Genomic DNA, 25,203 nt, shown 5'->3' with positions numbered 1-25,203 from the left:
AGTATAAAACTATGAACAAGATAAGACATTTGATACTGGTGGCGCTGATGACCCTCGCCGCCGCCAATGTCGCCGCCAAAGACTACCAGATGACCCTCTTCGGCATCAAGAGCGACGGAACCACCATGAACACCCGCTCCATCCAGAAGGCAATAGACTATATCGCACAGCAGGGCGGTGGCAGACTCGTATTCACCGTAGGCCGCTACCTCACAGGCAGCATCCACATGCGGTCCAACGTCACCCTGCACCTCAGTGAAGGCGCCATACTCGTGGGGTCGACCAATCCCTACGACTATGACATGGAGCTCAACTCTTGGTACGGACTCATCCTCGCCAACAAGCAAGACAACATAGCCATCACCGGCAAGGGAGTAATCGAGGGACAGGGCCGCGCGCTCGCCAACAACTTCCTGGCTCAGGCGTGCAACGGCATCATCAACGACCCGCTCAAGCTGGGCCGCGTGGCCAACCGCCCAAAGCTCATCTATTTCCGTGAGTGCAACCATGTCACCGTCAAGGACATTACGCTGCAGAACCCAGCCTTTTGGACCCAGACCTACGACCAGTGCACCAACCTCGTCATCGACGGCATCACCGTGCACAGCCGCGCCTATTGGAACAACGACGGTATGGACATCGTAGACTGCAACGGAGCGCTAATCCAGAACTGCTACGTCGACGCCACCGACGACGCCATCTGCCTCAAGTCGCACGATGCCAAGAGCCTCTGCCAGAACATCACCGTGCGCAACAACAAGGCTTGCTCGAGCGCCAGCGGCATCAAGTTTGGCACCGCATCGGTAGGCGGCTTCAAGAACATCCGCATCGTCAACAACACCATCTTCGACACCTTCCGCTCGGCCATCACCATACAAGCGGTGGACGGCGGACACGTGGAGAACATCATCGTAGACAGTCTGCGCTCCATCAACACCGGCAACCCCATCTATCTCGTTGTGGGCCAGCGACGTGGCGATGCCCATGAGCTCATCGAGGTCAACGACGACACCAACAAGCCCGGCCGCAGCCGTATGGACAATGTGCATATCTCCAACGTATATGCCGAGGTGCCCGGCACCAAGCCCGATGCCGGATACGAGTATGAGGGTCCTACCGAGGACAACCCACGCAACATCTCGCCCTCGGCCATCGTAGGACTTGAGAACAACCACATCACCAATGTGAGCATCGAGAATGTGGAGATAGTCTACCCCGGCGGAGGCGACCCCAACTACGCCCGCGTGGGAACCGACGAACTCGACAAGGTGCCCGAGATGCCTCGCGCCTATCCTGAGTTCTCCCAGCACAAGGAGCTGCCCGCCTGGGGCTTCTACGTGCGCCACGCCGACGGAGTGACCTTCCGCAACGTGCGACTTACCGCCCGCAAGGCCGACTACCGCCCAGCCATCGTCCTCGACGACGTAAACCGCGGCTCATTCACCAAAATCAAGGTGGCCGAGCCAAAAGCCGGAAAGAAACAGCAGATATTCGCCCATAACTCCAAGCAAATTAAGAAGTAACTTAAGACCATAGCTACAAGCAGTCAGCCATCCGCCCGGCAACGGGAGAATGGCTGACTTTTGTTTTCGCACCACTGCCCTGCCCCATCGCGGTCGCGGCGGCAAGCCCTGCCACCTTCCGACGCCACTGACAGACCGGCACAAGCAATACTGCCAGACCACCGCACAACCCACAGCAATACGAGAGGACATCGCCACACCCGCAAAAGCTATTGACAGCCACCACATTCACCACCATAGCTGCTTCGTGCCTTATGTTACGTAGGCTCGTATCGTATGTCACGTGGGCCCGTGACTTCCGACACGTACTCACGTGACATACGATACGAGCCGCCAAAGGCCATCAGCACATCGGTGCACCTGACCGAGACCGAGGCTAAGCTGGCTGCGACCGAGGCAGCGGCAAAGAAGAGGGCTGGACTCCATGTGAGAAGTCCAGCCCTGGTTATGGTAAGGCCGTTGCCTGTGGCAGTAAGGCTGGCTCTATGCTTGCAGCCCGGTCGTGGGGTGAGGTTAGGCGTCGCCCTTGTGGCTCACCGCCCACATGCCGGCAAAGGTGAGGAGGCCGTTGAGCATCAGCAGCTCGTAGCCGAAGTGATAACCGCAGAGGGCGGTGGTGGCGGTGTCTATGCCAAAGCAGATGAGGGGCGAGGCGACGGCAATATAGGGCACACAGCGGTCGCGCACCGTGCGGCGGGTGAGCAGCGCAAAGCCAAACATGCCGAGCAGCGGACCATAGGTATATGAACACATGACGTAGATAGCGTCGAGCAGACTGGTGTTGTTGAACACGCGGAAGAGCAGAATGAAGAGGGCGAAGACCACAGCCATACCCACGTGGACACGATGGCGCAGGCGCTCATCGTTGGCCCGCCCGCGTATGTCTACACAGTACGAGGTGGTAAGCGAGGTGAGGGCCGAGTCGGCACTGGAGAACGACGCCGCCACGATGCCGATGGTGAAGAACACGACCACCGCCATGCCCAACTCTCCCGAGGCGGCAAAGGCAGGCAGCAGCTGGTCGCCCGAGGCATCGACGCCCGTGCGCTGGGCGAGCATCATGAGCAGCACGCCCAGGGAGAGAAACAGCGCATTGGCGGGCAGAAACGCCACGCCATAGCTGCACATGTCCTTCTGCGCCTCGCGCAGCGTCTTGCAGGTCAGGTTCTTCTGCATCATATCCTGGTCGAGTCCGGTCATCACCACCACGATGAACACACCGCTGAAGAACTGCTTCCAGAAGTTCTGCCGCGACACCCAGTCGTCGAAGACAAACACGCGGCTGTGGCCGCTGTCCATCACAGCGCCCATCGCCTGGGCGAGGCTCATGTCGAGGGCATCGGTGACATGGATGATGATGAGTATCAGGGCGGCAAACATGCAGAGGGTCTGGAACGTATCGGTCCACACCAGCGTCTTCACTCCGCCACGGCGCGTGTAGAGCCATATCGGCACCACCAGCAGCGGCACGGTAATGTAGAAGGGTATGCCCATGCTGTCGAAGACAAACTCCTGGAGGATGATGCACACCACATAGAAACGGGCGGCGGCGCCGGTCATCTTGGACAGCAGGAAGAACGAAGCCCCGGAGAGGTAGGAACAGCGCCCCAGCCTCAAACTGAGGTAGGTGTAGATGGTGGTGAGGTCGTAGCGGTAGTAGATGGGCAACAGCACAAAAGCCACGACAATGTAGCCCAGGATAAAGCCCATGCAGGTCTGCAGATAGGTCATGTCGCTGGCGCCCACCATGCCGGGTACTGAGACAAAGGTAACGCCGGAGATGGAGGCGCCCACCATGCCAAACGCCACCATGTACCAGGGCGAGCGGCGGTTGGCGCGAAAGAATGTGTCATTGCTCGAGCCGCGCGTGGTGAGCCGGCTGAAGGCCAGCAGCAGCCCGAAATAGATCAAGACCGAAAAGAGTATAATCATAATGTGTCAAGCGTTGAATGAGGTGGGCGTCTGGCTGTCTATCTCGCGCAGCAGAGCCACGGCATCGCCCACGGTGGCTATCTGCGCCACGTGCATGAGCCGTCGGCCCTTGACCTCCTTGAGCTCGCAGCGCCGCGGGTTGGCAGCCATGTAGTTGATGGCTTTGCCAAAGGCAGTGCTCTTGTAGTAGACGCTGTCTGGGTTGCCCACAAACTGAAGCGTCATGCGGCCCTGACGCAGGATAATCTTCTCGAAGCCAAGCCGCTTGCCCAGCCGGCGCAACGCCACGACCTGCATGAGTTCCTCGCCCTCGTGGGGGATGGGGCCGAAGCGGTCGATGAGCCTCTGGCGATAAGCGTCGAGCTCGCGGTCGTCGGTAATGTTGTCGAGCTCGCGGTAGAGCAGCATCCTCTCGCTCGAGCCAGGCACATAGGTGTCGGGGAAGTACATCTCGAGGTCGCTCTCCACGGCACAGTCGTCGACAAACTCGCCGCTGATGTCGCGGCCGGCAGCCATCTCGTCGGCATAGATGTCCTGGAACTCGTCGTTCTTGAGTTCGGTGACCGCCTGGGACAGTATCTTCTGATACATTTCATACCCGAGGTCCTCCATGAAACCGCTCTGCTCGGCGCCCAGCAGATTGCCGGCGCCGCGGATATCCAGGTCTTGCATGGCGAGGTTGAAACCACTGCCCAGTTCAGAGAAATTCTCAAGCGCTTCAAGCCGGCGGCGCGCGTCGGGCTTGAGCAGCGATTTGGGGGGAGCCAGCAGATAGCAGAAGGCCTTGCGGTTGCTTCGGCCTACCCTTCCGCGCATCTGGTGCAGGTCTGAGAGACCGAAGCGGTGGGCATCGTTGATGATGATGGTATTGGCATTGGATATATCGATGCCGTTCTCGACGATGGTGGTAGAGAGCAGCACGTCGTAGTCGTAGTTGATAAATCCCATGATGACCTGCTCGAGCTCGTCGGGCGGCATCTGGCCGTGGCCGATAGCCACACGGCAGTCGGGCACATACTTGTGGATGAGGTTGGCTATCTCGGGCAGATTGGAGATGCGGTCGTTGACGAAGAACACCTGTCCGTTGCGGCTCATCTCAAAGTTGATGGCTTCGGCGATGACCTCGTGGCCATAGGTGTCGACCTCGGTATGCACGGGATAACGGTTGGGCGGCGGTGTGCGCATCACACTCATGTCGCGAGCACCCATGAGCGAGAACTGCAGGGTGCGGGGAATGGGGGTGGCCGACATGGTGAGCGTATCGACATTGGTCTTCATGGTGCGCAGCTTCTCCTTGGTCGAGACGCCAAACTTCTGCTCCTCGTCGATGATGAGCAGCCCCAGGTCTTTCCACTTGACGGTCTTGCTGATGAGCTTGTGGGTGCCCACGAGGATGTCTATCTTGCCGTCGGCCAGGTCTTTCAGCACCTGGGTGGTCTGGCGCGCCGTGCGGGCACGGCTGAGATAGTCTACGCGCACGGGGAAGTTCTTCAGACGGTTGCGGAAGGTCTGGTAGTGCTGGAAGGCGAGCACGGTGGTAGGTACCATCACCGCCACTTGCTTAGAGTCGCACGCGGCCTTAAAGGCAGCGCGCACGGCGACCTCGGTCTTGCCGAAGCCCACATCTCCGCAGACGAGGCGGTCCATGGGGCGGGCACGCTCCATATCGGCCTTCACCTCCTGGGTGGCTCGCAGCTGGTCGGGGGTATCTTCGTAGAGGAAGCTGGCCTCGAGCTCGTGCTGCATGAAGGAGTCGGCGCTGAAGGGGAAGCCCTTCTCGTGACGGCGACGGGCATAGAGCTTGATGAGGTCACGGGCAATATCCTTGATGCGCTTCTTGGTGCGCTCCTTGAGACGGTCCCAGGCGCCGGTGCCCAACGTGGAGAGGCGGGGTGGCTCTCCGGTGTCCTGGCGGCGGTACTTGCTGATTTTGTAGAGCGAGTGGATGGAGACATCGACCTTGTCGTTGTGCTGGTAGATGATGCGTATCACCTCCTGATAACTGTCGCCCACGGGCACGCGCACCAGGCCGCCAAACTTGCCGATGCCGAGGTCGACATGGACAATGAAGTCGCCGGGCTCAAGCTCGTAGAGTTCCTTCATGGTAAGCGCCATCTTGCCGGAACGGGCGCGGTCGCTGCGGAGGCTGTACTTGTGGAAACGGTCGAATATCTGGTGGTCGGTGAAGCAGCAGATGCGCAGCGCATTGTCGGCAAAACCGCTATGGAGGGCCTTGTCGACGCCCTCGAAGTCGATGCCGGTGCGCTGGGCGTCAAGGTGGGAGCGCTCGCGGTCGCTGCCCATCTCGGCGAAGATTTCGCGCAGACGCTGTTGCTGCTTGGTGCTGTCGGCAAGGATAAAGAGGCGGTAGCCCTGGAGCAGATAGTCTTCGAGCGACTGGCGCAGGAGGTCGAAATTCTTATGGAAGAGGGGTTGCGGGGTGATGTTCATGGTGATGGTAGCCTTGGCGCCAGACTGGGCGTCGGCATGGGCGCCCACATTCATGCCAAACCACACGTGGCGGAGGCGTGCCTGAAGGGTGTCGTACTGCGACGGCGGACAGAGAGCCCACTCGCGCCGCATCTCGCGCTCTATCTGCTGGCGCTCCATCTCGGTGGCGCCCTCAAGCCGCTCGGTGAGAGCCTGGGAGGAGAAACCCTCGCTATAGACGCGCGCCACCACGCTGCCCACGTAGTCGAAGTCGGAGGCAACGAGTAGCGTATCGTCGGGCACGAACTGCAGGAAGGACACGCGCTCGGTGGCGGTCTGGGCAAGCTCGGGCAGGATGTCTATCTCGGACTTGCGGTCCTTGGACAACTGGTCCTCGACCTCAAAGGTACGGATGGTATCAATCTCGTCGCCGAAGAAGTCGACGCGGTAGGGATATTCGCTCGAGTAGGAATAGATGTCGATGATGCTGCCGCGCTGGGCGTACTGACCTGGCTCATAGACATAGTCGACCATCTCGAACCCCAGGTCGCGCAGGCGATGGGCGACATCGGTGATGTCGATGGTCTGACCCGTGGTGAGATGGATGCGGTGGTCGTCGATGTTCTGCTGCGACGCCACCATCTCGGCCAGAGCCTCTGGGTGGGTGACCACATAGAGCACGTCGCCACTGCTGCGCGAGCTGAGACGGCCGAGCACCTCGGTGCGCAGTATCTCGTTGGCGGCATCGCGCTGGCCGTGGCGCACGGAGCGCCGGTAGCTCGAGGGGAAAAAGAGCACGCGCTCCTGGCCCATAATCTGAGTAAGGTCGTGGTAGAAATAGCCCGCCTCGTCGGCATCGGGGAGGATAAAGACCACGGGGACGGCCACTCTGTCGGCCACCGAGGCAAAGAGCAAAGGCGTGGCCGACGCCTGTGCACCTTGTATATAGATATGGCGCGTGGCAGGTTCGGCCAAAACCTTAACGAGCGCACCCGCTTGCGGGCACGCTCCGTAGAGTCTGCTTAAATCTTCTATCGTCATAGGCGTGAAATCGCTTCACTCAAAGAGAGGGATGGCTCAGGCTTTGGGTAAGGCGGGATAATGGCGGAACCAGCCGTCCCAACGGAGACGCATCACACCAAAGAAAGCCTCACCGAAGATGCCGCCGCTCATCTTGCTGACTCCCTCGCGACGGTTGACAAAGATGACGGGCACCTCTTTGATTTTGAACCCTATCTTGTAAGCGGTAAACTTCATCTCAATCTGGAAGCCGTAGCCCTTGAAGCGTATCTCGTCGAGGGGGATGGTGGCAAGCACACGGCGGCGGTAGCACTTGAAGCCGGCGGTGGTGTCGTGGACCTTGAAGCCGGTGACCATGCGCACGTACTTGGACGCGAAATAGCTCATCAGCACGCGCCCGATGGGCCAGTTGACGACATTGACACCGCTCACATAGCGCGAACCGATAGCTACATCGTAGCCCTCGTCATGACAGGCAGAGTAGAGGCGTGGCAGGTCGGCAGGGTCGTGACTGAAGTCGGCATCCATCTCGAAGATGTAGTCGTAATTGTGCTCAAGCGACCACTTGAAACCGGTGATATAGGCGGTGCCGAGTCCGAGTTTGCCGCTGCGCTCGATGAGAAACAGGCGGTCGCCAAACTCGTCGGCCATAAGGCGCTTGACTATCTGGGCAGTACCATCGGGGCTGCCGTCGTCGATGACCAAGATGTGAAAACACTTGTCCAAGGAGAAAACCGCACGAACGATTTTCTCCATATTTTCCTTCTCGTTGTATGTAGGAATAATTACAATACTATCGCTGGTATTCATACCTCTCCATTTTTCTTACAAAGATAGTGCAAGTCGAAGACAATGCAAAGAAAAACACGAAGTTTTTTTCGTTTTGCATGGTTAAGACGCCGCCTATCTTATCCAAAGTAGTGCAAGTCGAAGACAATGCAAAGAAAAACACGAAGTTTTTTTCGTTTTGCATGGTTAAGTTCAGCACAACGGTATCGGCGGAAGGACAAAACAAGCCAATGGATATGGGAAAGCACATCACTTTTGCGCCCATAGCCTCTGTCGCGGCGGTAGACGAGGCTGATGGGGACATCAGTACAACCATTGCCACTCTCCCGCTCACGGAAACATACCTGGCGGAGATGACATCTGCGGTGATTTCAAGGTTTGAAACGGAGAATGCAAACTTGGAAATGAATATGGCAAACCATGATTTCTGCATTTCAAGTCGCGGACCCGACTCAGAGTGGCTCGCAGCGGGGTTGCAGACGGCGAGCGGGTGGACGGGCTTCGTGGAGAAACTGACGGTGCGGGCGGAGAAACTGACGGCGCGGGCGGAGAGGCAGAAAAAAGAACAGGGAATAAGCGGTAAGATACCGATTTATCCCCTGTAGATATTATTAAGTTAGATTTAGTATATCTTGCTCTCTTGCTGCGTTATGCCAGAGCTATCCATTCGTAGATGAATGAGCATACACCGAAGAGCAGCACACCTGTGGTACAAACGGCGAGGGCGAGCTTGGTGCTCGTGGCGCTCTGGAATGTAGGCAGAGGATGCTCGTTGGGCTTGATGTACATAGCCTTGACGATGAGCAGATAGTAGTAGAGAGATATCACGGTGTTGACCAGCGCGATGAATACCACGATGTAGGCCAGCGCTCCGGTGGTGGTGGCCAAGTCGGCGCCCTTGACAGCTGCCATGAAGACGAAGAACTTGGAGAACATTCCAGCGAAGGGAGGAATACCACCCAGGGAGAACAGGGCGAGGGTCATGAGGAAGGCCAGACGCGGATTGGTCTGATACAGCCCGTTGTAGCTTTCCATATCTACCACGCCGTTGTTGTGCTCCTCGATAGACGAGATGATGGTGAACACTGCCATATTGGCTACCACGTAGATGAGCACGTAGAAGCTGAGGGCGTAGACCGATGTGGCCTGGTTGCCCACGATGGCGAGCACGATGTAACCTGCCTGAGAGATAGAGCTGAACGCCATGAAGCGCTTCAGGTCGCTCTGATGGATGGCGAAAAGGTTGGCCACGGTGATAGACAGCACGATGACGATGAAGAGCATGTACTGCCAGTACTCGACCATGGGACCGAAGACCTTCATCAGCACGGTGCAGAGCGTGAAGGCTGCGGCTCCCTTAGAGATAACCGACAGATAGCCGGTAACGGTGGTGGGAGCGCCCTGGTAAGAGTCGGCTGTCCAGAAGTGGAAGGGCACGAGAGAAATCTTGAAGCCCAGACCGCTGACGAAGAACACCAGACCCACGATGACCATAGGAGTGGCAGAGAGTCGCATCACTACGTCGTCGAAGTAGAGTGTGCCTACTGCGCCATAGAGCAGGCTGATACCATAGAGCATCACGCCGCTCGAGAAGGTGGCGGTGAGGATGAACTTGGAACCTGCCTCGGCTGAGTTGTGGCGGTACTTGTCGAACGCCACCAAGCAGGCCATGGGCACCGAAGCCAGCTCAAGACCCAGGAAGAACAGCAGGAAGTGGTTGGCACTTACCATCATGTTCATACCCAAGAGGGTGGCGAGGGTGAGCATGTAGAACTCGCCCTCCTTGAAGAAGGTATCGGGGCGGCGCATCCACTCGCGGCTCTGGATGAGCACGATGAGTGTGCCGAAGGCGAGGATGCTCTTGATGATACCGATAGAGGGTGTGGTATAGTACATGCCGCCAAAGGTAACGGCAGACTCTACGGGAGCGAGATTGAGCAGGGTGTGGGCAAGCATGAGCACACACACCAGCGGACCGAACCATGCACGGGGAGCCTTGAAGTCGGCGCCAGCCTGTACATCGGCTACACGGGGGGCAGTAAAGAAGTCTGCAATGAAGACGATTACCAGAACAGCCATAAGGCTTACTTCGGGCATCATATGTAAAAACTGACTATAATCAATATTCATTTCTTTTAGATACTTAATCGTTAGACATTACAGTTTACTGGGCTATCGCAACAAAGTTGCCGATATGCTGGATGATAGGGCCTACTGCATCGTAGATAACCTCCTGCGCCCAGAAAGGCGCAGTACCGAGACCGGCTACGCAGAAGATAAGTCCGCCCACGGCCAAGCGCTCGTCCCAAGTAGCATCGGTGAGCTTGAGGAACTCGGGGTTGGGTATCTTCTGGAATAGAATCTTGCCCACAACGCGCAGGATGTACACGGCTGTCACTACGATAGAGGTACAAGCCACGATGGTACATACACGGTGGAAGGTATCGGCGTTCTGGAACGAACCTACGAAGATGGTCATCTCGGCCACGAAGCCAGAGAAACCAGGGAGACCCAGGTTGGCCAAACCTGCCACTACATAGGAAACGGCGAGGAAAGGCACTACCTTCATCAGTCCGCCGAGATAGCGCACGTCGCGAGTGCCGGCACGGTGGTAAATCATACCGATGACAGCAAAGAAGAGGGCTGTCATCAGACCGTGGGACAACATCTGGATAACGGCACCGGTGATGGCGGTCTGGGTAACCATGCAGAGGGCGAAGAGCACCATACCGCAGTGGGATACCGAGCTATAGGCATTGATGTACTTGAGGTCGGTCTGCACACAGGCTGAGAGTGCTCCATATACCACAGAGATGGTGGTGAGGATGAGGAACACAGGGGCCCAGGTGTCAAGAGCGGAAGGCATGAGATACATCGCAATGCGGAAGCAGCCGTAGCCACCGAGCTTCATCAGCACACCGGCATGGAGCATAGACACGGCGGTAGGGGCGCTGGCATGACCGTCGGGCGACCATGTGTGGAATGGGAAGAGGGCTCCCAGCACGCCGAAACCGATGAAGAGCAAGGGGAAGAAGATGTTCTGCACATTCTCGGGGATATTGGCCATAGCCGCAATCTCATTGATGTTCATCGTGGTGGCTCCACTGAAGAAGTAGATGGCCAGGATGCCGATGATGAGCAGCGCCGAACCACCCATAAGCATCAGGGTGAGCTTCATGGCGGCATACTCCTTGGCGCCTGTACCCCATACTCCGATAAGCAGATACATAGGGATAAGGGCTACCTCGTAGAACATGAACATGGTGAACATATCTACAGAGATGAAGAAGCCGAACACACCGGTGCTGAGCAGGGTGAACCAGAGGAAGTATTCCTTGTGGTTGGACATGGCCTGCCAAGAGGCAAAGGTTCCAGTGAAGACAATGATGGCCGACAGCAGGAGCATCACGACCGAGATGCCATCGACGCCTACGCTGTAGGCGATATGGAGCGAGGGGAACCATGCCACGCTGTAGGTGAACAGCATGGGGTCGGTGTTACCGGCATGGCGCATCTGTATAAAAGTAACGGTAAGCCAGATGGCAAGGACCAACAGGGCGCTGGCACCTGCTACCATTACGCCACGTACCTGAGCCAGGTTCTTGGAAAACCAGAGCCCGAGGAGCATCAGGACGGGGATAACTACGAATAATGTTAATATACTCATAATGATAATGCTCTAAAGACAAAGAAGGATTAATGATATAGCTACACTTCCCGTGATAAACCATACGGCATACTGGCGCACGTCACCACTCTGCCATGGACGGATAGACTCACCGGCTTCCTGTGTACCCCATGCCATGAAGTTCATGGTGCCGTCGATGACGCGGCGGTCAAACCATGCGATGGGCTTGGAGAAGAGTCCGAAGACTATCTTGTGGGTGAAGAACTGCCATGCGTCGTCGATGTAGAAACGGTTGAGGGCAGCCTTGTGCAGCACAGGCATACGCTTGGCCAGAGTGTCGGCCAGCGGAGTCTTCTTGGGAGCGTACATATAGGTGGCAAGGGCAATGCCGATGACAGCCACCACAATGCTGGTAGTAGCCACCTGAGCATTGATGTGGATATCGTAGCTCTGGCCGGTAGCCGAAACAAAGTGGCCGAAAGGTATAAGACCGGCTACACACGAGATGATGGCAAGGAACACCAGCGGACCCCACATTACGAAGGGCACCTCTTGTGGCTTGCGACGGTGTTCGGGGTCAAGTTCGTAGTAGCTCTGGCCCCAGAATATCACGTAGTAGAGACGGAACATGTAGAAAGCGGTCATACCGGCAACCAGTGTCATGAAGTAGCCCATGAAGGGAGAGAACTGGAAGCAGGCGGTGATGATTTCGTCTTTAGAGAAGAAACCTGCAAAGGGAGGGATACCGGCGATGGCGAGACATCCGATGAGGAAGCAGACATTGGTAATGGGCATATACTTGTGCAGACCTCCCATATACTCCTTGAAGTTGCTGCCGATAATCACGATGATGGCACCGGAGCAGAGGAAGAGCAGGGCCTTGAACATGGCGTGGGTAAAGAGGTGGAACATACCGGCCATATAACCCAGACCACCCTCGTGGTTGTCGATGGCAGTACATACGCCAAGGGCTACCAGCATATAGGCTATCTGAGAGATGGTCGAGAAGGCCAGACCACGCTTGATATCGCGCTGACAGCAGGCTACGGCTGCGGCATAGAATGCGGTGAAGGCAGCGATGTAGGCCACATAGTGCAGGGCGTTGGGGGCGTAGTTCACCCAGATGGGGAACAGGCTGGCCACCTGATATACACCAGCCACAACCATGGTGGCGGCGTGGATGAGCGCTGACACGGGTGTGGGGCCTTCCATAGCGTCGGGCAACCAGATGTGCAGCGGGAACATGGCACTCTTACCGGCACCACCGATAAACATCAGGAACAGGGCGGTAGGCAGGACGGCTGCTGCACCATGCAACTTCAGCACCAGGTCATGGTCGTTAGCCAGGTCGTAGTTGAACGTGCCTACATAGAAGCTGTAGATGAGAATACCGATGAGGAAGAAGAGGTCGGCGAAGCGAGTTACGATAAACGCCTTCTTGCTGGCGTGGACAGCGGCATGCTTGGGGTAATAGAAACCGATAAGCAGATAAGAGCACACGCCCACCAGCTCCCAGAAGAGATACATCTGGAAGAGGTTGGTGGCAACCACCAGACCCAGCATGGACATCGTAAACAGGCTCAGGTAAGCGTAGAAACGCTGGAAGCCCTTCTCATAGCCTTCAACCTCATAGTTCTCGTCGCGCTCGGCCATATAACCAAACGAATAGATATGAACCATAAAGCTGACAGTAGTGATGACGATGAGCATCATCACGCTGATAGGCGTAAGGCGGAAACCGATGTTGAAGGTAAGCAGCTCGCTAAACTTCAACCAGCTATAATTGAACACGGTAACGGTGTCGTAGGCGCCAGTGAGGGCATTTCTTCCGTCAACGAAGAAATACTTGTAGGCGGTATATACCGACATGGCGAATACGCAGCCCAGCACGATGGTGCCGATGACACCCGCTACCTGCTTCTTCATCTTCATGCCCGCAAGTCCTAACACGAGGAAACTCAGCAACGGCAGAAGAAGTATCAAAAATGCATAACTGTACATAGTGTCTTAGAATTTCATGTTTTCAATACTGTTCACCTGGTCACTGTGATAGTTACGGTAAACATTAATAATAATAGCCAGCGCAACAGCAGTCTCGGCAGCACTCACACCGATAGAGAAGAGTGTGAAGAAGAAGCCTTCCATCTCACCGGGGAAAAGGATGCGGTTCATCACGGCAAAGTTCAAGTCGACAGAGTTGAGTATCAGCTCGACCGAGATGAGCATGGCCACGAGGTTGCGGCGTGTGACAAATCCGAATACACCTATAAAGAACAGCAATGCACTAAGTGTAAGGAAAAACTCTACGGGAATATTCATTTCTGGTCCTCCTTTCTTGCAATCATGATGCCTCCGATGATACAAGCCAGCAAGAATACTGATATCAACTCGAAGGGTAATACATACTGATATTTCTCTGAACCCACAAGGGCTGTACCTATCTCCTGCATGGTTACCTCCTTGTCGGCCAAGCTGGCTGCCATGTCGATAAACTTATGCTTGAGGATTACGCCCACTACTGTGGCGAGGCCCAGCAGTGAGATGAGCAGTCCGCCCATCAGGCGTGAGCCCTTGAAGTGTTCGGTCTTGCCCTGGAGGGCGCGCTTGTTGACCAGCTGGATGGCAAAGACGTACATCACGGTGATACCTCCGGCGTAGACAGCTATCTGGGCAGCACCCAGGTAGGTATAGTCGAGCAGGAAGTAAAGACCGGCGATGCCGAAGAGCACAAACAGCAGGAAGGTGGCTGCACGCATGATGCTGCGGGTCAGCACACACATTAAGGCTGAGCCAAGAATGACTACGGCCAGAATACAAAACATTACAATATTTGCCATAATCGGTTTACTTGGTTTTGGTGTTAAACTTACCTATTTCCAGGGGAGCGCCGCCATCAATGAGGTTGGGCAGCGAACCACCTTTGTATACTTCCTTGTCCAGATGATAGACGAGCTTGTCACGGTCGAAGACAGCGTTTTCGAAATCGTTGACAAACTTGATGGCTCCGAAGTTACATGCATTGACGCAGAGCTCGCAGAACATGCAGTCGCCCAGGTCGTACTGGTAATCTACCAGCTGGCGCTTCTTCTTGCCTGTCTCGGGGTCCTCCACCATCTCGGTAACAATCTTGATGGTGTCATTGGGGCATGACTTCTCACAGAGTGTACATCCCACACACTTGTAGCTCTCGTCCTCGTTGCGCTCGAAAACCAGGCGTCCGCGGAATCGGGGCGAAATGTGGAGTGTAGTCTTGCGGTTCTCGGGATACTGCTCGGTGCTCTTGGGTGTGAAGTACTCCTTCATGGTAGTCTTCATACCTACGGCAAGCGTCTTCACGCCATCGGCAATACCTTTGAAATATGAATTGTTAGACATACTTTGTTATTAATCTATTGTTGAATTACGGTTTGATATTTCGCAGATTATCCGTGGAAGCCCAGCGCTACGCATACGGTCATCAGCACGAGGATAATCAGAGACAGAGGCATGAGATACTTCCACTCGAGGGTAAGTATCTGGTCGATACGCAGACGGGGGAAAGTCCAGCGTACCCACATCAGAATCCATACCACGGCGAAGGTCTTGCCGAAGAACCAGATAAATCCGGGGATGAGGTTCATCAGATTGTCGAAGCCCTCGATACCGATATTGAGAGGCGCCCAGCCACCGAGGAATACGGTAGAGGCGATGCCCGAGATAACGAAGAGGTTGAGGTACTCTGCCAGATAGTAGAAGCCGAAGCCCATACCCGAATACTCGGTGTGGTAACCGGCTGTCAGCTCGCTCTCAGCCTCGGCCAGGTCGAACGGGCCACGATTGGCCTCGGCGTTACCGGCTACGAGGAATACGAGGAAAGCCAGGATGGCAGGCACGTGGCCCTTGATGATGAGCCAGCTCCAAGGACCAACCTGAGCCTCAACGATGCCGCTCACCTGCATGGTGCCTGTGAGGACTACGGCAGAGATCAGGCAGAGGCCGAGCGACATCTCATAGGAAATCATCTGCACGGCGCCACGCATGGCCGACACTACCGAATACTTGTTGTTGGAACCCCATCCGGCGAGGAACACGCCGAGTACGCCTATCGAGCTGATGGCGGTGATGAGGAACAGGCCCACGTTGAAGTCGAGGATATGCGCACCCATGTTCCATGGCAGGAATGAGAAGGTGCCCACCGAGGCGATAATCACAAGGAAAGGGGCGATGTAGTAGAGCATCTTGTCGGCTCTGTCGACAACGAAGATTTCCTTGATAAGCATCTTGAGCACGTCGGCGAAGACCTGGAAGATACCCCAAGGACCTACTCGCATCGGGCCCAGACGGCACTGGAAGTAGGCACACACCTTGCGCTCCATGAAGATGAGGGCGATGGCTATCAGCGCATAGGCGGTAAGGATGCCTACACCCACGAGCACGCACTCTATCAGTATCGACCAGAAGTCGCCCAGCCCGAGGGTCTGGCGCAGAAGACTGTCGATGGCGGTTGTTACTATACTAAAATCAAACATCATTATGTTCTCTTTTTACTTATACATTATTATATTATTATCTGTCGAGGTCGGGGATTACGAAGTCGATGGCAGCACCGGTGGTGATGAGGTCGGCTATCTTCTGACCACGGAGCATAGGGTCGAGGGCGCTGGTAAGCGACAGACCCATCGGGCGCATCTTCATACGGTAAGGCATCTTGTCGCCACGAGAGTCGAGATAGACGCCAAACTCGCCGCTGGCTCCTTCTACAGAGAAATACCACTGTCCCTCGGGCACCTTGATGATGGGCTTCTGCTTGATGTAGTATTCGCCCTCGGGGATATGGTCTATGAGCTGCTCGATGATGTCGAGGCTCTGATAGAGCTCCTTGATGTGACAGTAGTAGCGGTCCATAGAGTCGCCGCCGGTCATGGTTATCTCCTTCCACTCCACCTTGTCGTAGAGGGCATAGGGATGACGCTTGCGGGTATCGTTGGCCCAGCCTGCGGCACGTCCGGCAGGACCGGTCACGGCATAGTTGATACAGTCGTCCTTGCCCATGGGGCCAACACCTTCGAGACGGTTGTGGGTAATCACGTTGTCGCCGAAGACGTCGAGATATTCCTGTATCATCGGGCGCAGATAGGCGCAGAGCTTCTTGACATTGTCCACGAAGTTGGGGTCAATGTCGGCCTGCAGTCCGCCGATGCGATAATAGTTCTGTATGAGTCGGCCGCCGGTAGTTTCCTCCATCACGTTGAGCACGTGCTCACGGTCGCGCATACAGTAGAGGAAAGCGGTGAGGGCACCGAGGTCCTGTGCGGTACAGCCCAGGTAGAGCAAGTGGGAGTCGATACGCTGCAGCTCGTCCATGATGGTACGGATATACTGTATGCGCTCGCTGAGCTCTATGCCCATAGCCTCTTCGATGACGCCCACGAGAGCGTGGCGGTGCATCATGGCCGAGAGGTAGTTGAGACGGTCGGTCAGGGCGAGGGTCTGTGGGTAGGTCATATTCTCCCACATCTTCTCGATACCGCGGTGGATATATCCCAGGTGGGGATAGATGCGCTTCACGGTTTCGCCGTCCACTACGGTCTGCAGGCGCAGCACGCCATGGGTGGATGGGTGGTTGGGGCCTACATTGATTACATATTCATCTTCGTCGAAGAGTCTCTTCTCGGTGGCTACCAGATGACCGTTCTTGTCGAGCGAGTATTCTACGGTGTAGTCGCTCTCGGGCTCGTCGGTACAGGGGAACTGGTTGGCCTCGGGGCTCATGTCGAAGTCCTTGCGCAGGGGATGACCCTTGAAGTCGGTGCGCAGGAAGAGGCGACGCATGTCGGGGTGGCCGAGGAACTTGATGCCCACGAAGTCGTAGACCTCACGCTCGAGCAGGTCGGCCACCTTCCACAGATTGATTACCGTGGGGATAACGTCGCTGCCATCCACCTTCTTGGCGATGGTTCTCACCGAGCAGCGCTCGGCAGTGTCTGTATTTTCGAGAATGTAGATACATCCGAGTCCTTCCTCACCGAAGTCTTCACCGATGATGGTAACAAGGTAGTCGAAGTGTTTCTCGTTCTTCAATTTCGCCATCTCCTCGGCAAAATTGTCAAAACTCAGTTCTATGTTATTCAGCTTCATATTCTTATACCTTATTATATATTAGTCATCAAGTCCCTTCTGTGGGTCGAAGCCTTCGGGCACTTGGGTCACGATGATAGGCTTCTTGTTGCCCAACTTGTTGGCATCAGAGAGGTTCTCGTTGCTCAGACCGCGCAGACCACCCTGACTCATGGAGAGATTCTTCTCATCAGCAGTCATCTTGTGGTTGGCGCCGCCAAAGAATTTCTCGACCTTCACCTTGCGCTGCAGCTGCATCATGCCATAGAGGATAGCCTCGGGGCGTGGAGGGCAGCCGGGGATGAACACATCCACAGGCACCAGCTCGCTGATACCGCGCACCACGTTGTAGCTCTTCTTGAAGGGGCCGCCGCTAATGGCGCATCCGCCTACAGCCACTACATACTTGGGCTCGGCCATCTCGTCATACAGACGCTTGAACACTGGTGCCATCTTGTTGGTGATTGTACCGGCACACATGATAAGGTCGGCCTGACGTGGAGAGTTACGGGTCACCTCGAAGCCGAAGCGAGAGAAGTCGTAACGGGCACAGCCTACGGCCATAAACTCAATACCACAGCACGATGTTCCGAAGGTAAGCGACCACAGCGAGTTACTGCGACCCCAGTTGATGGCGGCGTCGAGTGAGCTCACCACCACATTGGCACCGCCCTCATTGAGCTCGGCGGCAATCTTCTCCAGCGTGTCGTTGTCCTTAAACTCGTCGTAAGGAATGCTCTTGATAGAGGCTCTGTTCTTTACTTCCATTCCAATGCTCCTTTCCGCCAGGCGTAAGCCAGGCCAAATACCAATACCAACAGGAAGAAACTGATGCTCACGAGGGCCAGACTTCCATACTGCTTAACGACTACAGCCCAGGGATAGAGCAACATAGTCTCGATGTCGAACATCAGGAAAAGGATGGCGAAGAGGTAGTAACCGATGTGCGAGGGCAACCATGAGCTGCCGCGCGTGGGGATACCACACTCAAAGGGCTCACCTTTTACCGGATTGTACGAACGGGGACCGATGAGCTTGGCAATGACATAAGCAGCCACCACCAAGGTTACAGCCGTTAGCATAACGGTAATCAACAAAGTGAAATTCATAAAAATTATAACGTTATTAATAAATATTTTATGCGCAGAAGGCGTTTTGTCACCTTCAAGTTGCAAAGTTACTACTTTTTTTGGTAACATTAGTCATTATCAACAGAAAAAACACCTATTTATATATACGCACGCCCGCAGGCGCGAGCAAAGTGGCATTTTTGGTGACAACCTGACTCACAAGCGACACCATCTACCCGTGCACCGACGGCCGGCGGCAACTTGGAGAGACTACCTCCTCGGGCATCGCCACCGTCACCGCGCACCGCTCCCCGTCGCCACGGTTGCCCGACATAATCTTTGCAAGTTCATCGGTCACCGCAGCCAGCCTCTTGGGCGGCTCGTAACATAAGGTACGTGAGCTCGTGACGCAAGATACGTGAGCTCGTGACTTATGTCACGTGGGCTCGTGTCTTATGTTACGAGCCGACAACCGTCATCAGGACATCGCCAAACCTGCTGACAACAAGCGTATTGGGTACCTCTCTGCTATCTCCGTCGACTACGAGCCAGACAGAACCCTTCCGGCCGCCTCCATGGCTGCCCAGGCGGAGGCTGTAGTGAGAGGCTGGCGAGGCGACCTCATGGGCGACGATCTGCACCTGGCTCCGCCCCTCGCCCCTGCCCCACTCCATGCTTGCGACGGTTTACGGCGCCGCCGGCAAGACAGGCTCAGGGACAAAAAAAAGACTTCCATCACTGCCCAGAGGCAGGAATGAAAGTCTTGATGTTGTGTTTGTATCAATACAAATGACGTTTCACTTTCTCAAGGTAACGCTGTGTACTCGCCACGGTGTAATTCTGACCGCCGTTCCAAGCTCGGATGGCCTGTTCTACATTGTTCTGCGGGTTGTAAAACGACTGGATGAGCAGGAACATAGCTCGCGACTTGCTGATGCTGAATCTGTCGGCCAGGGTGTAGCGCTTGTTCGAGCCTCTCATGCGCAGTATGCGGTTGCAGTCTTTTACCAGTACGGGGGTTATCTGCATAGCTCCACAGGAGTTGCCCTTCACCGCCCTTGCGTTTCCTTCGCTTTCTACCTGGATTATCGCATCCATCACGGGATTCCAATCCATGGTCTTTTTAGTTTCCAGTGACCCACTTGCTATCGCCAGCAGTGGAAATGTCACACCAATAGTCAATAATACAAATAATCTTCTTGTTAATAAACTCATAAATTATTGTTTTTGACATCTGAGCCACATCCTGAAAAAAGCTCGCGACAACGGTATTGATAAGAAGAAAAACCACCGTGTCTGGATGCCAGTGAATACTGGGAGTAACCGTGTCTGAAAACCTTAAACCGACAAGCGTTACTCCGATTATCGCGTGCAAAGGTACGAAGAAAATCTGAACCGTGCAAGAAAAACGGCGAATAATTGTAAAGGATATGGTCGTCGAGGTAATCGAGAAGCCTCTGTATCACAATATTTTACGTTTCTAAATTGTTGTAAATTCTTACTTTTGCCATCGCCGTAACGAGGGTCATCGCCGCGGCTGCGACAGGCGTTGCGAGGGGCTTGGCGGAGCTCGTCGCGACGCCTCCGAAAACGAAAAAAGGCATCCCGGAGAGGGATGCCTTGTGGGGCTGGGGTGCGACGGTTTTACTCTTTGCCCACGAGCGGAGCGGCCTGGGTGTAGACACGTGCGCCGAGCTCCTTGTCGAGCATGTAGAGACCATATCCGTTGTCCTTAATCATGCGGATATTGTCGATGATGGTGCTGGCGTTCTCTTCTTCCTCCACCTGCTCGTCGATAAACCACTTGAGCATGCTCTGGGTGGCGAAGTCGAGCTCCTGGGTGGCCAGTGCGTAGAGGTTGTTGATGAGCGAGGTGACCTTCTGCTCATGGGCCAGTGTACTCTCAAATACGTCGAGCATCGACTCCCATGTGGTGGGCACAGCCTCGATTGGCTTGAGGGTTACCACTCCGTCGCGTGAAACGACATAATTGAAGAATATCTTGGCGTGGTCCTGCTCTTCACGGAACTGGACCTCAAACCACTTGGCCATACCGGGCTGGCCCTGGGCGTGGCAATAAGCTGCCATAGACAGATAGAGATAAGCCGACCAGAGTTCGGCATTGATTTGGGCGTTGATAGCCTCTTCTACTTTCTTGTTCAACATGTTATTCAGTTTTATGTTTACCTGCTGCAAATTTACGAAAAAATGTAAACACTGCATAGTTTTTTAACTTATTTATATTTAGCGACTCCACATCTGCGGGCGCCATCACTGTCCTGACAGCCACTTCTCCGCCGCCGACAACCTTTTCCCCACCGCCGACAACCATTTCCACGCCGCCGACAGCCATTTCCCCGCCGCAGCCACCCATTCACCCGCCGCAGCCACCCATTCACCCGCCGCCTACAGCCATCAAAAAAAGCCCATCGGGCGATACCTGCGTATCAGCTCCCGATGGGCTTCATATCTTTGGAATGGGTTTTAGAACTTAGCCATTTTGATGGCGTCGATGGCACACTCGCTTCCCTTGTTGCCATACTTGCCCCCACATCTATCCTTGGCTTGCTGCAAGTCGTTGGTGGTAAGCAGTCCGTAGATGACGGGGATGTTCTGGTTGGAGTTGAGCCGTGCTATGCCGTAGGTGACGCCCTGGCAGATGTAGTCGAAATGGGGCGTCTCGCCACGGATGACACTTCCGAGGATGATAACGGCATCAAATCCGTCATTCTTGGTCATCTGCTGTGCTCCGTAAATCAGCTCAAAGCTGCCGGGCACGGTCTTGACGTGGATGTTCTCGGGCAGAGTGCCATACTTCTCCAAGGTGGTCACCGCGCCATTGAGCAGCGCGTCGGTTATCTCCTTGTTCCATTCAGCCACTACTATGCCGAAGCACATGTTGCTGGCGTCGGGCACATTGGCTATATCCTCGTCGGAGAGGTGGTGGAGTGCTGTAGCCATGATTACTTCTCCTCCAGACGTTGGATGTATTTGTCTATCTCCTGGCTCTGAACAAGAGCAGAGGTGACATAGTTGGTCTTGATATCCTTGTATATCTCGAGCGCCTCGTCATTCTTGTTCTGGCTCTCCAGCAACTGCGCTGCTGAGAGCAGGAACAGGGGCGACAGACTGTTGTTTACGCCGTTGTGGCCCTTGCTGTCGGCCATCTTGGCAGCCTTCTTCAGGTCTGATACGGCCTCGTCTATCTTGTTGAGGTTGGCATATACCTGGCCGCGGGCAGCTACCGCTGCGGGGCTTACCAGTGCGTCGGAAGCTGTAGAGTACTTGTCGAGATACTCGGCTGCCTTCTCCCACTTCTCGGTGTGAGCATAGCTCAGACCGGCATAGAGGTTGGCGAGATTGGCTGCATCGGTGCCGCTGTAGTCAGAAGCAATCTTCACGAAACCTACACAGTTGGCGCCGTCGCCATTAAGAGCCTTGTCAAACATGCCCTGGTCAAAATACTGCTGACAAAGACCCAGAGCGGTAGAAGCCTTGTCCTCGCGGGGAGCGCTTACATAATTCTTGTAACAGAAGAAACCTACGATGAGGAGTACTACTGCAGCAGCAGCAACAACGATGGGCTTTTTGTATTTGGTGATAAAAGCCTCAGAAACGGTAAGCACGTCGTTAGCGGGTGCTTGTTCTTTTTTGTTTGTCATTTTATTTATTATTTTTGTTTTTATTCCCAATGTTGCAATCATGCTGACGGCCACGAAAGCCGCGTGCATATTCAAGGCAAAATTAATCAAATAATCTCACATATTGAAATATATTTCTCTATTTTTTTGCTTTTGCGTGATAATTGGCGTAACTTTGCATCACTCACGGGGATAACACACTCCCAGAGAGCAAGGATAAAGCCGCTATGATTCTGAAAAGACTGTCCATACTCAACTACAAGAACATAAGGGAGGCAACGATAGAGTTGTCGCCCAAAATCAACTGTCTTATAGGGCAGAACGGCGTGGGAAAGACCAACTTTCTCGACGCTGTCTATTACCTGTCGTTCTGTCGGAGCGCCTTCACGCCCATCGACTCGCAGGTAATCATGCACGACCAGGACTTCTTTGTGCTCGATGGCGACTACAGGAGCGACAGCGGTGAGGATTTCAACATCTACTGCGGCATGAAGCGTGGGGTGAAGAAGCATTTCAAGCGCGACAAGAAAGACTACAAGCGTCTGGCCCAACATATCGGGCTCATCCCGCTGGTCTTTGTCTCGCCCGCCGACAGCGTGCTCATTGCCGGGGGCAGCGAGGAGCGCCGGAGGCTGATGGATATGGTGATATGCCAGTACGATGTGGCTTACGCCGATGCCCTGATGCGCTGCAACAAGGCCCTGCAACAGCGCAATGCCCTACTCAAGATGGAGGCTGAGCCCGACCCTGCCCTGCTCGATATTTGGGAGGAGGAGATGGCTTCACAGGGAGAGATTATCTATCGCCGGCGCGACGAGTTCATCAGCCAGCTCATTCCCGTGTTCCAGCACATCTACGAGACCATATCCGAGAACAAGGAGAAAGTGAGCCTGCGCTACATCTCTCATTGCCAACGCGGACGGCTCATCGACGTGATACGCCGCGACAGGGCCAAAGACCGCGCCGTGGGCTACTCGCTCCATGGCGTACACCGCGACGACATCGAGATGATGCTCGGCGACTATCAGATGAAGCGCGAGGGAAGCCAGGGGCAGAACAAGACGTTTGTGCTGGCGCTGAAGCTGGCACAGTTTGAGTTTCTCAAGCGCACAGTGACGGCCACGGTACCGCTGCTCTTGCTCGATGACATATTCGACAAGCTCGACGCACGCCGCGTGGAGCAGATTGTGAAGCTGGTGTCGGCCGACAACTTCGGGCAGATATTCATCACCGACACCAACCGTGACCACCTGGACCGTATACTCCAGCACAGCGCGATGGACTATAAGTTGTTTGAGGTGGAAGATGGAGAAATCACCCAACGCAAGGAGGACGACAATCATGTTTAAGCGCAATGTAAAATCAATCGATGATGTTATCAATCACCTGCTACGCGACCAGGGGCTGGAGACGCCCTTGCTGCAGCGGAGAGTTATCGACGCCTGGGAGACGGTGACCGGCACCACCGTGGGCAGATATACCGGCGAGAAGTTCATCAAGAACCAGACGCTGTTTGTAAAAATAACAAATCCCGCCCTCAGGCAGGATTTGTCTATGATGCGTTCCAAGTTGGTACAGCGTCTCAATGCCGAAGTAGGCGCCATGGTCATCGCCGATGTGCGCATCTACTGAGGCTTTTATTCCTTATTTATCTTTCTTGTCTTCGTTCACAAACTTTTCGACCATACCCTGGGTCATCACCACGGCCTTGAAGCGATTGGCGTCGAAGACCACAACGTAGCCCTCGCTGTCGGCGTGGGGCTTGAAGGTCACGTAGGTCGACCCCAGACCGAAGAGGTCGTGGCCGTAGAGCAGGAAGTTGACGATGTCGGTAGCCGTAATCATCCCGCTGTCGGGAGCATGCCTGTGCGAGATAGAGTTGGAGTCATTGCCGATGGGTATCTCTATATAGAAGTTGTGCAGCCGCCTGAACGAGGTCACCTGGAGCCTGCCGTCCAGGTCGATGACATAATCATTGCCAAACGGCTGCACATCGGTATGGGTCGTGCCCTGGATGATGTACATCCTGAGCCGGCCGTTGTCCATGGGTATCACGTCGAAGTTGAGCGTACCGTCGGCGGAGCTATAGTTTAAGATGCTGTCGCCACACGTCTCCACCACCGTCTTGATGGCCTGTGTCCGCAAGACCATCGCCTGCATCTCACTGTTGTCGAGGGCACGCTTCTTGGTCGTGGTTATCGAGAACATCGACTGCGGGTCGAGCACATAATCAAGCAGCAGCTCGCCTTTCTTGTCCACATAGATGTAGTGCATGATACCGTTGTCGTCGACGGTGACGCCTCCCATACCGATTTTCTTCACATCCACCTTGTGCTTGGTCAGTTCGTCGGCACTGTGCCAAGCCAGATACTCATAGAGATACAGTCTGCGGGCTTCGTCGACCACCGAGTCTGCCATCTGCTGCAGTCGGCGCAGCTCGAGCGAGTCGATGGGCGTAATGGCAAGCGAGGTCATGACGCCCGTCGCCATCATCAGCATGAGGATAATGCGTTTCATATCTATTGTCTGTAGGTTATATCACTTCGTCTACGGCGATATCGGTAGACTCACACGGCACATGCTCCACGCGTTGGAAGTCGAAACACATACCTATCTTATAACAGTGAGGGAGATTGACCAGGAAGCGGTCGTAGTAACCCTTGCCGCGCCCAAGCCGATGGCCGCTGTCGTCGAAGGCCATGCCGGGAATGACAGCCAGGTCGATGCTTTCGTAGTCGGTAAAGCGCTCGCCCACGGGTTCGAGTATGTCGAAAGAGCCACGACGCAGACTGTCGGCGCCATGATAGACGCGCAGCTCCATCTCGCCTTCGCCGGTCACCACAGGCAGCACCACGGTCTTTCCCTCGCCGTAGAGCGTGTCTATGAGCCCATGTGTGTCCACCTCATCGGGCAACGAGCAATAGAGCATCACGGTCTGTGCCTCTGCCATCCGCTTATGGGCCGACAGACGCCCCACAACGGCAAGCGACAGTTCGCCCAACTCCTGCTGGGTGAACTGTCGCTTGCGTTGGCGGATAAGTTGTCTTAGTTCCTTCTTAGACATATCGCCTGGG

The 25,203-nt window shown here is 55.1% G+C and carries 25 protein-coding genes; 5 read left to right on the top strand and 20 right to left on the bottom strand.

All coding sequences use genetic code 11. From position 1 onward, the window contains the following. Positions 1-11: 11 nt before the first annotated feature. On the top strand, positions 12-1,523 hold the full coding sequence (locus CIK94_RS13835) for a glycoside hydrolase family 28 protein (RefSeq protein WP_094423384.1): 1,512 nt from the start codon (positions 12-14) through the stop codon (positions 1,521-1,523). A gap of 513 nt (positions 1,524-2,036) precedes the next feature. Here the strand turns inward: CIK94_RS13835 and CIK94_RS13830 are convergent. Genes CIK94_RS13830 through CIK94_RS13820 form a run of 3 tightly spaced genes read right to left on the bottom strand, consistent with a single transcriptional unit; the run spans position 2,037 to position 7,715 of the window. Then, positions 2,037-3,455: a sodium:solute symporter gene (locus tag CIK94_RS13830; protein WP_094423383.1), complete on the bottom strand. Its 1,419-nt coding sequence runs from the start codon at positions 3,453-3,455 to the stop codon at positions 2,037-2,039. 6 nt (positions 3,456-3,461) lie between these two features. Next, positions 3,462-6,926 (bottom strand): transcription-repair coupling factor, encoded by a 3,465-nt coding sequence (mfd, locus tag CIK94_RS13825; protein ID WP_094423382.1) that lies wholly within the window; start codon positions 6,924-6,926, stop codon positions 3,462-3,464. A gap of 36 nt (positions 6,927-6,962) precedes the next feature. After that, positions 6,963-7,715 (bottom strand): polyprenol monophosphomannose synthase, encoded by a 753-nt coding sequence (locus tag CIK94_RS13820; protein ID WP_022309924.1) that lies wholly within the window; start codon positions 7,713-7,715, stop codon positions 6,963-6,965. 26 nt (positions 7,716-7,741) lie between these two features. Between CIK94_RS13820 and CIK94_RS13815 the strand changes: the two genes are divergently transcribed. Further along, positions 7,742-8,299, top strand: a complete 558-nt coding sequence (locus CIK94_RS13815) for a hypothetical protein (RefSeq protein WP_094423381.1) — start codon at positions 7,742-7,744, stop codon at positions 8,297-8,299. A 43-nt stretch (positions 8,300-8,342) separates the two neighbouring features. Here the strand turns inward: CIK94_RS13815 and CIK94_RS13810 are convergent, their stop codons facing one another. Genes CIK94_RS13810 through CIK94_RS13765 form a run of 10 tightly spaced genes read right to left on the bottom strand, consistent with a single transcriptional unit; the run spans position 8,343 to position 18,527 of the window. After that, positions 8,343-9,824 carry an NADH-quinone oxidoreductase subunit N gene (locus CIK94_RS13810; protein WP_094423380.1) on the bottom strand — a complete coding sequence of 494 codons (1,482 nt, stop codon included), beginning with the start codon at positions 9,822-9,824 and terminating at the stop codon, positions 8,343-8,345. A 34-nt stretch (positions 9,825-9,858) separates the two neighbouring features. Further along, complete coding sequence (locus CIK94_RS13805; protein WP_022309927.1) at positions 9,859-11,361, bottom strand: NuoM family protein; 1,503 nt, start codon at positions 11,359-11,361, stop codon at positions 9,859-9,861. A 12-nt stretch (positions 11,362-11,373) separates the two neighbouring features. After that, complete coding sequence (gene nuoL / locus CIK94_RS13800; protein ID WP_094423379.1) at positions 11,374-13,323, bottom strand: NADH-quinone oxidoreductase subunit L; 1,950 nt, start codon at positions 13,321-13,323, stop codon at positions 11,374-11,376. A gap of 6 nt (positions 13,324-13,329) precedes the next feature. After that, complete coding sequence (gene nuoK / locus CIK94_RS13795) at positions 13,330-13,641, bottom strand: NADH-quinone oxidoreductase subunit NuoK (RefSeq protein WP_022309929.1); 312 nt, start codon at positions 13,639-13,641, stop codon at positions 13,330-13,332. Then, on the bottom strand, positions 13,638-14,159 hold the full coding sequence (locus CIK94_RS13790) for an NADH-quinone oxidoreductase subunit J (RefSeq protein WP_022309930.1): 522 nt from the start codon (positions 14,157-14,159) through the stop codon (positions 13,638-13,640). The genes nuoK and CIK94_RS13790 overlap by 4 nt, the downstream gene beginning before the upstream one ends. 7 nt (positions 14,160-14,166) lie before the next feature. Continuing rightward, positions 14,167-14,697: an NADH-quinone oxidoreductase subunit I gene (locus tag CIK94_RS13785; protein ID WP_094423378.1), complete on the bottom strand. Its 531-nt coding sequence runs from the start codon at positions 14,695-14,697 to the stop codon at positions 14,167-14,169. Between the two features lie 47 nt (positions 14,698-14,744). Continuing rightward, positions 14,745-15,830: an NADH-quinone oxidoreductase subunit NuoH gene (nuoH, locus tag CIK94_RS13780; protein WP_022309932.1), complete on the bottom strand. Its 1,086-nt coding sequence runs from the start codon at positions 15,828-15,830 to the stop codon at positions 14,745-14,747. Positions 15,831-15,867: 37 nt separating this feature from the next. After that, positions 15,868-17,439, bottom strand: a complete 1,572-nt coding sequence (locus CIK94_RS13775) for an NADH-quinone oxidoreductase subunit C (RefSeq protein ID WP_094423377.1) — start codon at positions 17,437-17,439, stop codon at positions 15,868-15,870. Between the two features lie 21 nt (positions 17,440-17,460). Then, the gene (locus CIK94_RS13770) at positions 17,461-18,186 is read right to left on the bottom strand and encodes an NADH-quinone oxidoreductase subunit B (protein ID WP_022309934.1); all 726 of its coding nucleotides are present in this window, start codon (positions 18,184-18,186) and stop codon (positions 17,461-17,463) included. Further along, positions 18,177-18,527, bottom strand: a complete 351-nt coding sequence (locus CIK94_RS13765) for an NADH-quinone oxidoreductase subunit A (protein WP_022309935.1) — start codon at positions 18,525-18,527, stop codon at positions 18,177-18,179. Before CIK94_RS13765 ends, CIK94_RS13770 begins: the two co-directional genes overlap by 10 nt. Before the next feature lie 416 nt (positions 18,528-18,943). On the opposite strand from CIK94_RS13765, the gene CIK94_RS13760 reads away from it, so the two are divergent. Then, positions 18,944-19,246: a hypothetical protein gene (locus tag CIK94_RS13760; protein WP_094423376.1), complete on the top strand. Its 303-nt coding sequence runs from the start codon at positions 18,944-18,946 to the stop codon at positions 19,244-19,246. 22 nt (positions 19,247-19,268) lie between these two features. Here CIK94_RS13760 and CIK94_RS13755 read toward each other — a convergent pair whose 3' ends face one another. The 5 genes from CIK94_RS13755 to CIK94_RS13735 all read right to left on the bottom strand — a co-directional run bounded on the left by CIK94_RS13755 (position 19,269) and on the right by CIK94_RS13735 (position 22,150). Beyond that, the gene (locus CIK94_RS13755) at positions 19,269-19,604 is read right to left on the bottom strand and encodes a transglycosylase SLT domain-containing protein (RefSeq protein ID WP_254046020.1); all 336 of its coding nucleotides are present in this window, start codon (positions 19,602-19,604) and stop codon (positions 19,269-19,271) included. 528 nt (positions 19,605-20,132) lie between these two features. Beyond that, a complete protein-coding gene (locus CIK94_RS13750; protein ID WP_094388652.1) occupies positions 20,133-20,654 on the bottom strand; it encodes a ferritin in 522 nt (173 codons plus the stop codon). 1 nt (position 20,655) lies between these two features. After that, positions 20,656-20,841, bottom strand: a complete 186-nt coding sequence (locus CIK94_RS13745) for a hypothetical protein (protein ID WP_144007747.1) — start codon at positions 20,839-20,841, stop codon at positions 20,656-20,658. 131 nt (positions 20,842-20,972) lie between these two features. Beyond that, positions 20,973-21,449, bottom strand: coding sequence for a 6,7-dimethyl-8-ribityllumazine synthase (ribH, locus tag CIK94_RS13740; protein ID WP_022309938.1), 477 nt, complete (start codon positions 21,447-21,449; stop codon positions 20,973-20,975). Positions 21,450-21,451: 2 nt separating this feature from the next. Beyond that, positions 21,452-22,150 carry a lipopolysaccharide assembly protein LapB gene (locus tag CIK94_RS13735; RefSeq protein ID WP_022309939.1) on the bottom strand — a complete coding sequence of 233 codons (699 nt, stop codon included), beginning with the start codon at positions 22,148-22,150 and terminating at the stop codon, positions 21,452-21,454. A gap of 206 nt (positions 22,151-22,356) precedes the next feature. On the opposite strand from CIK94_RS13735, the gene CIK94_RS13730 reads away from it, so the two are divergent. Together CIK94_RS13730 and CIK94_RS13725 are read left to right on the top strand one after the other, a co-directional pair. After that, positions 22,357-23,478 carry a DNA replication/repair protein RecF gene (locus CIK94_RS13730; protein WP_094387398.1) on the top strand — a complete coding sequence of 374 codons (1,122 nt, stop codon included), beginning with the start codon at positions 22,357-22,359 and terminating at the stop codon, positions 23,476-23,478. Further along, a complete protein-coding gene (locus CIK94_RS13725; protein ID WP_094423375.1) occupies positions 23,471-23,761 on the top strand; it encodes a DciA family protein in 291 nt (96 codons plus the stop codon). The genes CIK94_RS13730 and CIK94_RS13725 overlap by 8 nt, the downstream gene beginning before the upstream one ends. A 12-nt stretch (positions 23,762-23,773) precedes the next feature. Here the strand turns inward: CIK94_RS13725 and CIK94_RS13720 are convergent, their stop codons facing one another. After that, positions 23,774-24,646, bottom strand: coding sequence for a hypothetical protein (locus tag CIK94_RS13720; RefSeq protein WP_094423374.1), 873 nt, complete (start codon positions 24,644-24,646; stop codon positions 23,774-23,776). 16 nt (positions 24,647-24,662) lie between these two features. Further along, on the bottom strand, positions 24,663-25,193 hold the full coding sequence (locus CIK94_RS13715) for a 5-formyltetrahydrofolate cyclo-ligase (protein WP_094423373.1): 531 nt from the start codon (positions 25,191-25,193) through the stop codon (positions 24,663-24,665). Positions 25,194-25,203: the final 10 nt, after the last annotated feature.

The sequence above is a fragment of the Prevotella sp. P4-51 genome, assembly GCF_002251455.1.
Lineage (GTDB): Bacteria > Bacteroidota > Bacteroidia > Bacteroidales > Bacteroidaceae > Prevotella.
The sequence above is the reverse complement of the archived record's forward strand: the minus strand, read 5'-3'. Positions and strand labels throughout refer to the sequence as shown.

Excerpts from the sequence above, each read along its gene's own strand:
- CIK94_RS13835 (WP_094423384.1), top strand. The coding sequence starts at position 12 with ATGAACAAGATAAGACATTTGATACTGGTGGCGCTGATGACCCTCGCC.
- CIK94_RS13830 (WP_094423383.1), bottom strand. The coding sequence starts at position 3,455 with ATGATTATACTCTTTTCGGTCTTGATCTATTTCGGGCTGCTGCTGGCC.
- mfd (WP_094423382.1), bottom strand. The coding sequence starts at position 6,926 with ATGACGATAGAAGATTTAAGCAGACTCTACGGAGCGTGCCCGCAAGCG.
- CIK94_RS13820 (WP_022309924.1), bottom strand. The coding sequence starts at position 7,715 with ATGAATACCAGCGATAGTATTGTAATTATTCCTACATACAACGAGAAG.
- CIK94_RS13810 (WP_094423380.1), bottom strand. The coding sequence starts at position 9,824 with ATGAATATTGATTATAGTCAGTTTTTACATATGATGCCCGAAGTAAGC.
- CIK94_RS13805 (WP_022309927.1), bottom strand. The coding sequence starts at position 11,361 with ATGAGTATATTAACATTATTCGTAGTTATCCCCGTCCTGATGCTCCTC.
- nuoL (WP_094423379.1), bottom strand. The coding sequence starts at position 13,323 with ATGTACAGTTATGCATTTTTGATACTTCTTCTGCCGTTGCTGAGTTTC.
- nuoK (WP_022309929.1), bottom strand. The coding sequence starts at position 13,641 with ATGAATATTCCCGTAGAGTTTTTCCTTACACTTAGTGCATTGCTGTTC.
- CIK94_RS13790 (WP_022309930.1), bottom strand. The coding sequence starts at position 14,159 with ATGGCAAATATTGTAATGTTTTGTATTCTGGCCGTAGTCATTCTTGGC.
- CIK94_RS13785 (WP_094423378.1), bottom strand. The coding sequence starts at position 14,697 with ATGTCTAACAATTCATATTTCAAAGGTATTGCCGATGGCGTGAAGACG.
- nuoH (WP_022309932.1), bottom strand. The coding sequence starts at position 15,830 with ATGTTTGATTTTAGTATAGTAACAACCGCCATCGACAGTCTTCTGCGC.
- CIK94_RS13775 (WP_094423377.1), bottom strand. The coding sequence starts at position 17,439 with ATGAAGCTGAATAACATAGAACTGAGTTTTGACAATTTTGCCGAGGAG.
- CIK94_RS13770 (WP_022309934.1), bottom strand. The coding sequence starts at position 18,186 with ATGGAAGTAAAGAACAGAGCCTCTATCAAGAGCATTCCTTACGACGAG.
- CIK94_RS13765 (WP_022309935.1), bottom strand. The coding sequence starts at position 18,527 with ATGAATTTCACTTTGTTGATTACCGTTATGCTAACGGCTGTAACCTTG.
- CIK94_RS13760 (WP_094423376.1), top strand. The coding sequence starts at position 18,944 with ATGTTACGAGCCGACAACCGTCATCAGGACATCGCCAAACCTGCTGAC.
- CIK94_RS13755 (WP_254046020.1), bottom strand. The coding sequence starts at position 19,604 with ATGGATTGGAATCCCGTGATGGATGCGATAATCCAGGTAGAAAGCGAA.
- CIK94_RS13750 (WP_094388652.1), bottom strand. The coding sequence starts at position 20,654 with ATGTTGAACAAGAAAGTAGAAGAGGCTATCAACGCCCAAATCAATGCC.
- CIK94_RS13745 (WP_144007747.1), bottom strand. The coding sequence starts at position 20,841 with ATGGCTGTCGGCGGCGTGGAAATGGTTGTCGGCGGTGGGGAAAAGGTT.
- ribH (WP_022309938.1), bottom strand. The coding sequence starts at position 21,449 with ATGGCTACAGCACTCCACCACCTCTCCGACGAGGATATAGCCAATGTG.
- CIK94_RS13735 (WP_022309939.1), bottom strand. The coding sequence starts at position 22,150 with ATGACAAACAAAAAAGAACAAGCACCCGCTAACGACGTGCTTACCGTT.
- CIK94_RS13730 (WP_094387398.1), top strand. The coding sequence starts at position 22,357 with ATGATTCTGAAAAGACTGTCCATACTCAACTACAAGAACATAAGGGAG.
- CIK94_RS13725 (WP_094423375.1), top strand. The coding sequence starts at position 23,471 with ATGTTTAAGCGCAATGTAAAATCAATCGATGATGTTATCAATCACCTG.
- CIK94_RS13720 (WP_094423374.1), bottom strand. The coding sequence starts at position 24,646 with ATGAAACGCATTATCCTCATGCTGATGATGGCGACGGGCGTCATGACC.
- CIK94_RS13715 (WP_094423373.1), bottom strand. The coding sequence starts at position 25,193 with ATGTCTAAGAAGGAACTAAGACAACTTATCCGCCAACGCAAGCGACAG.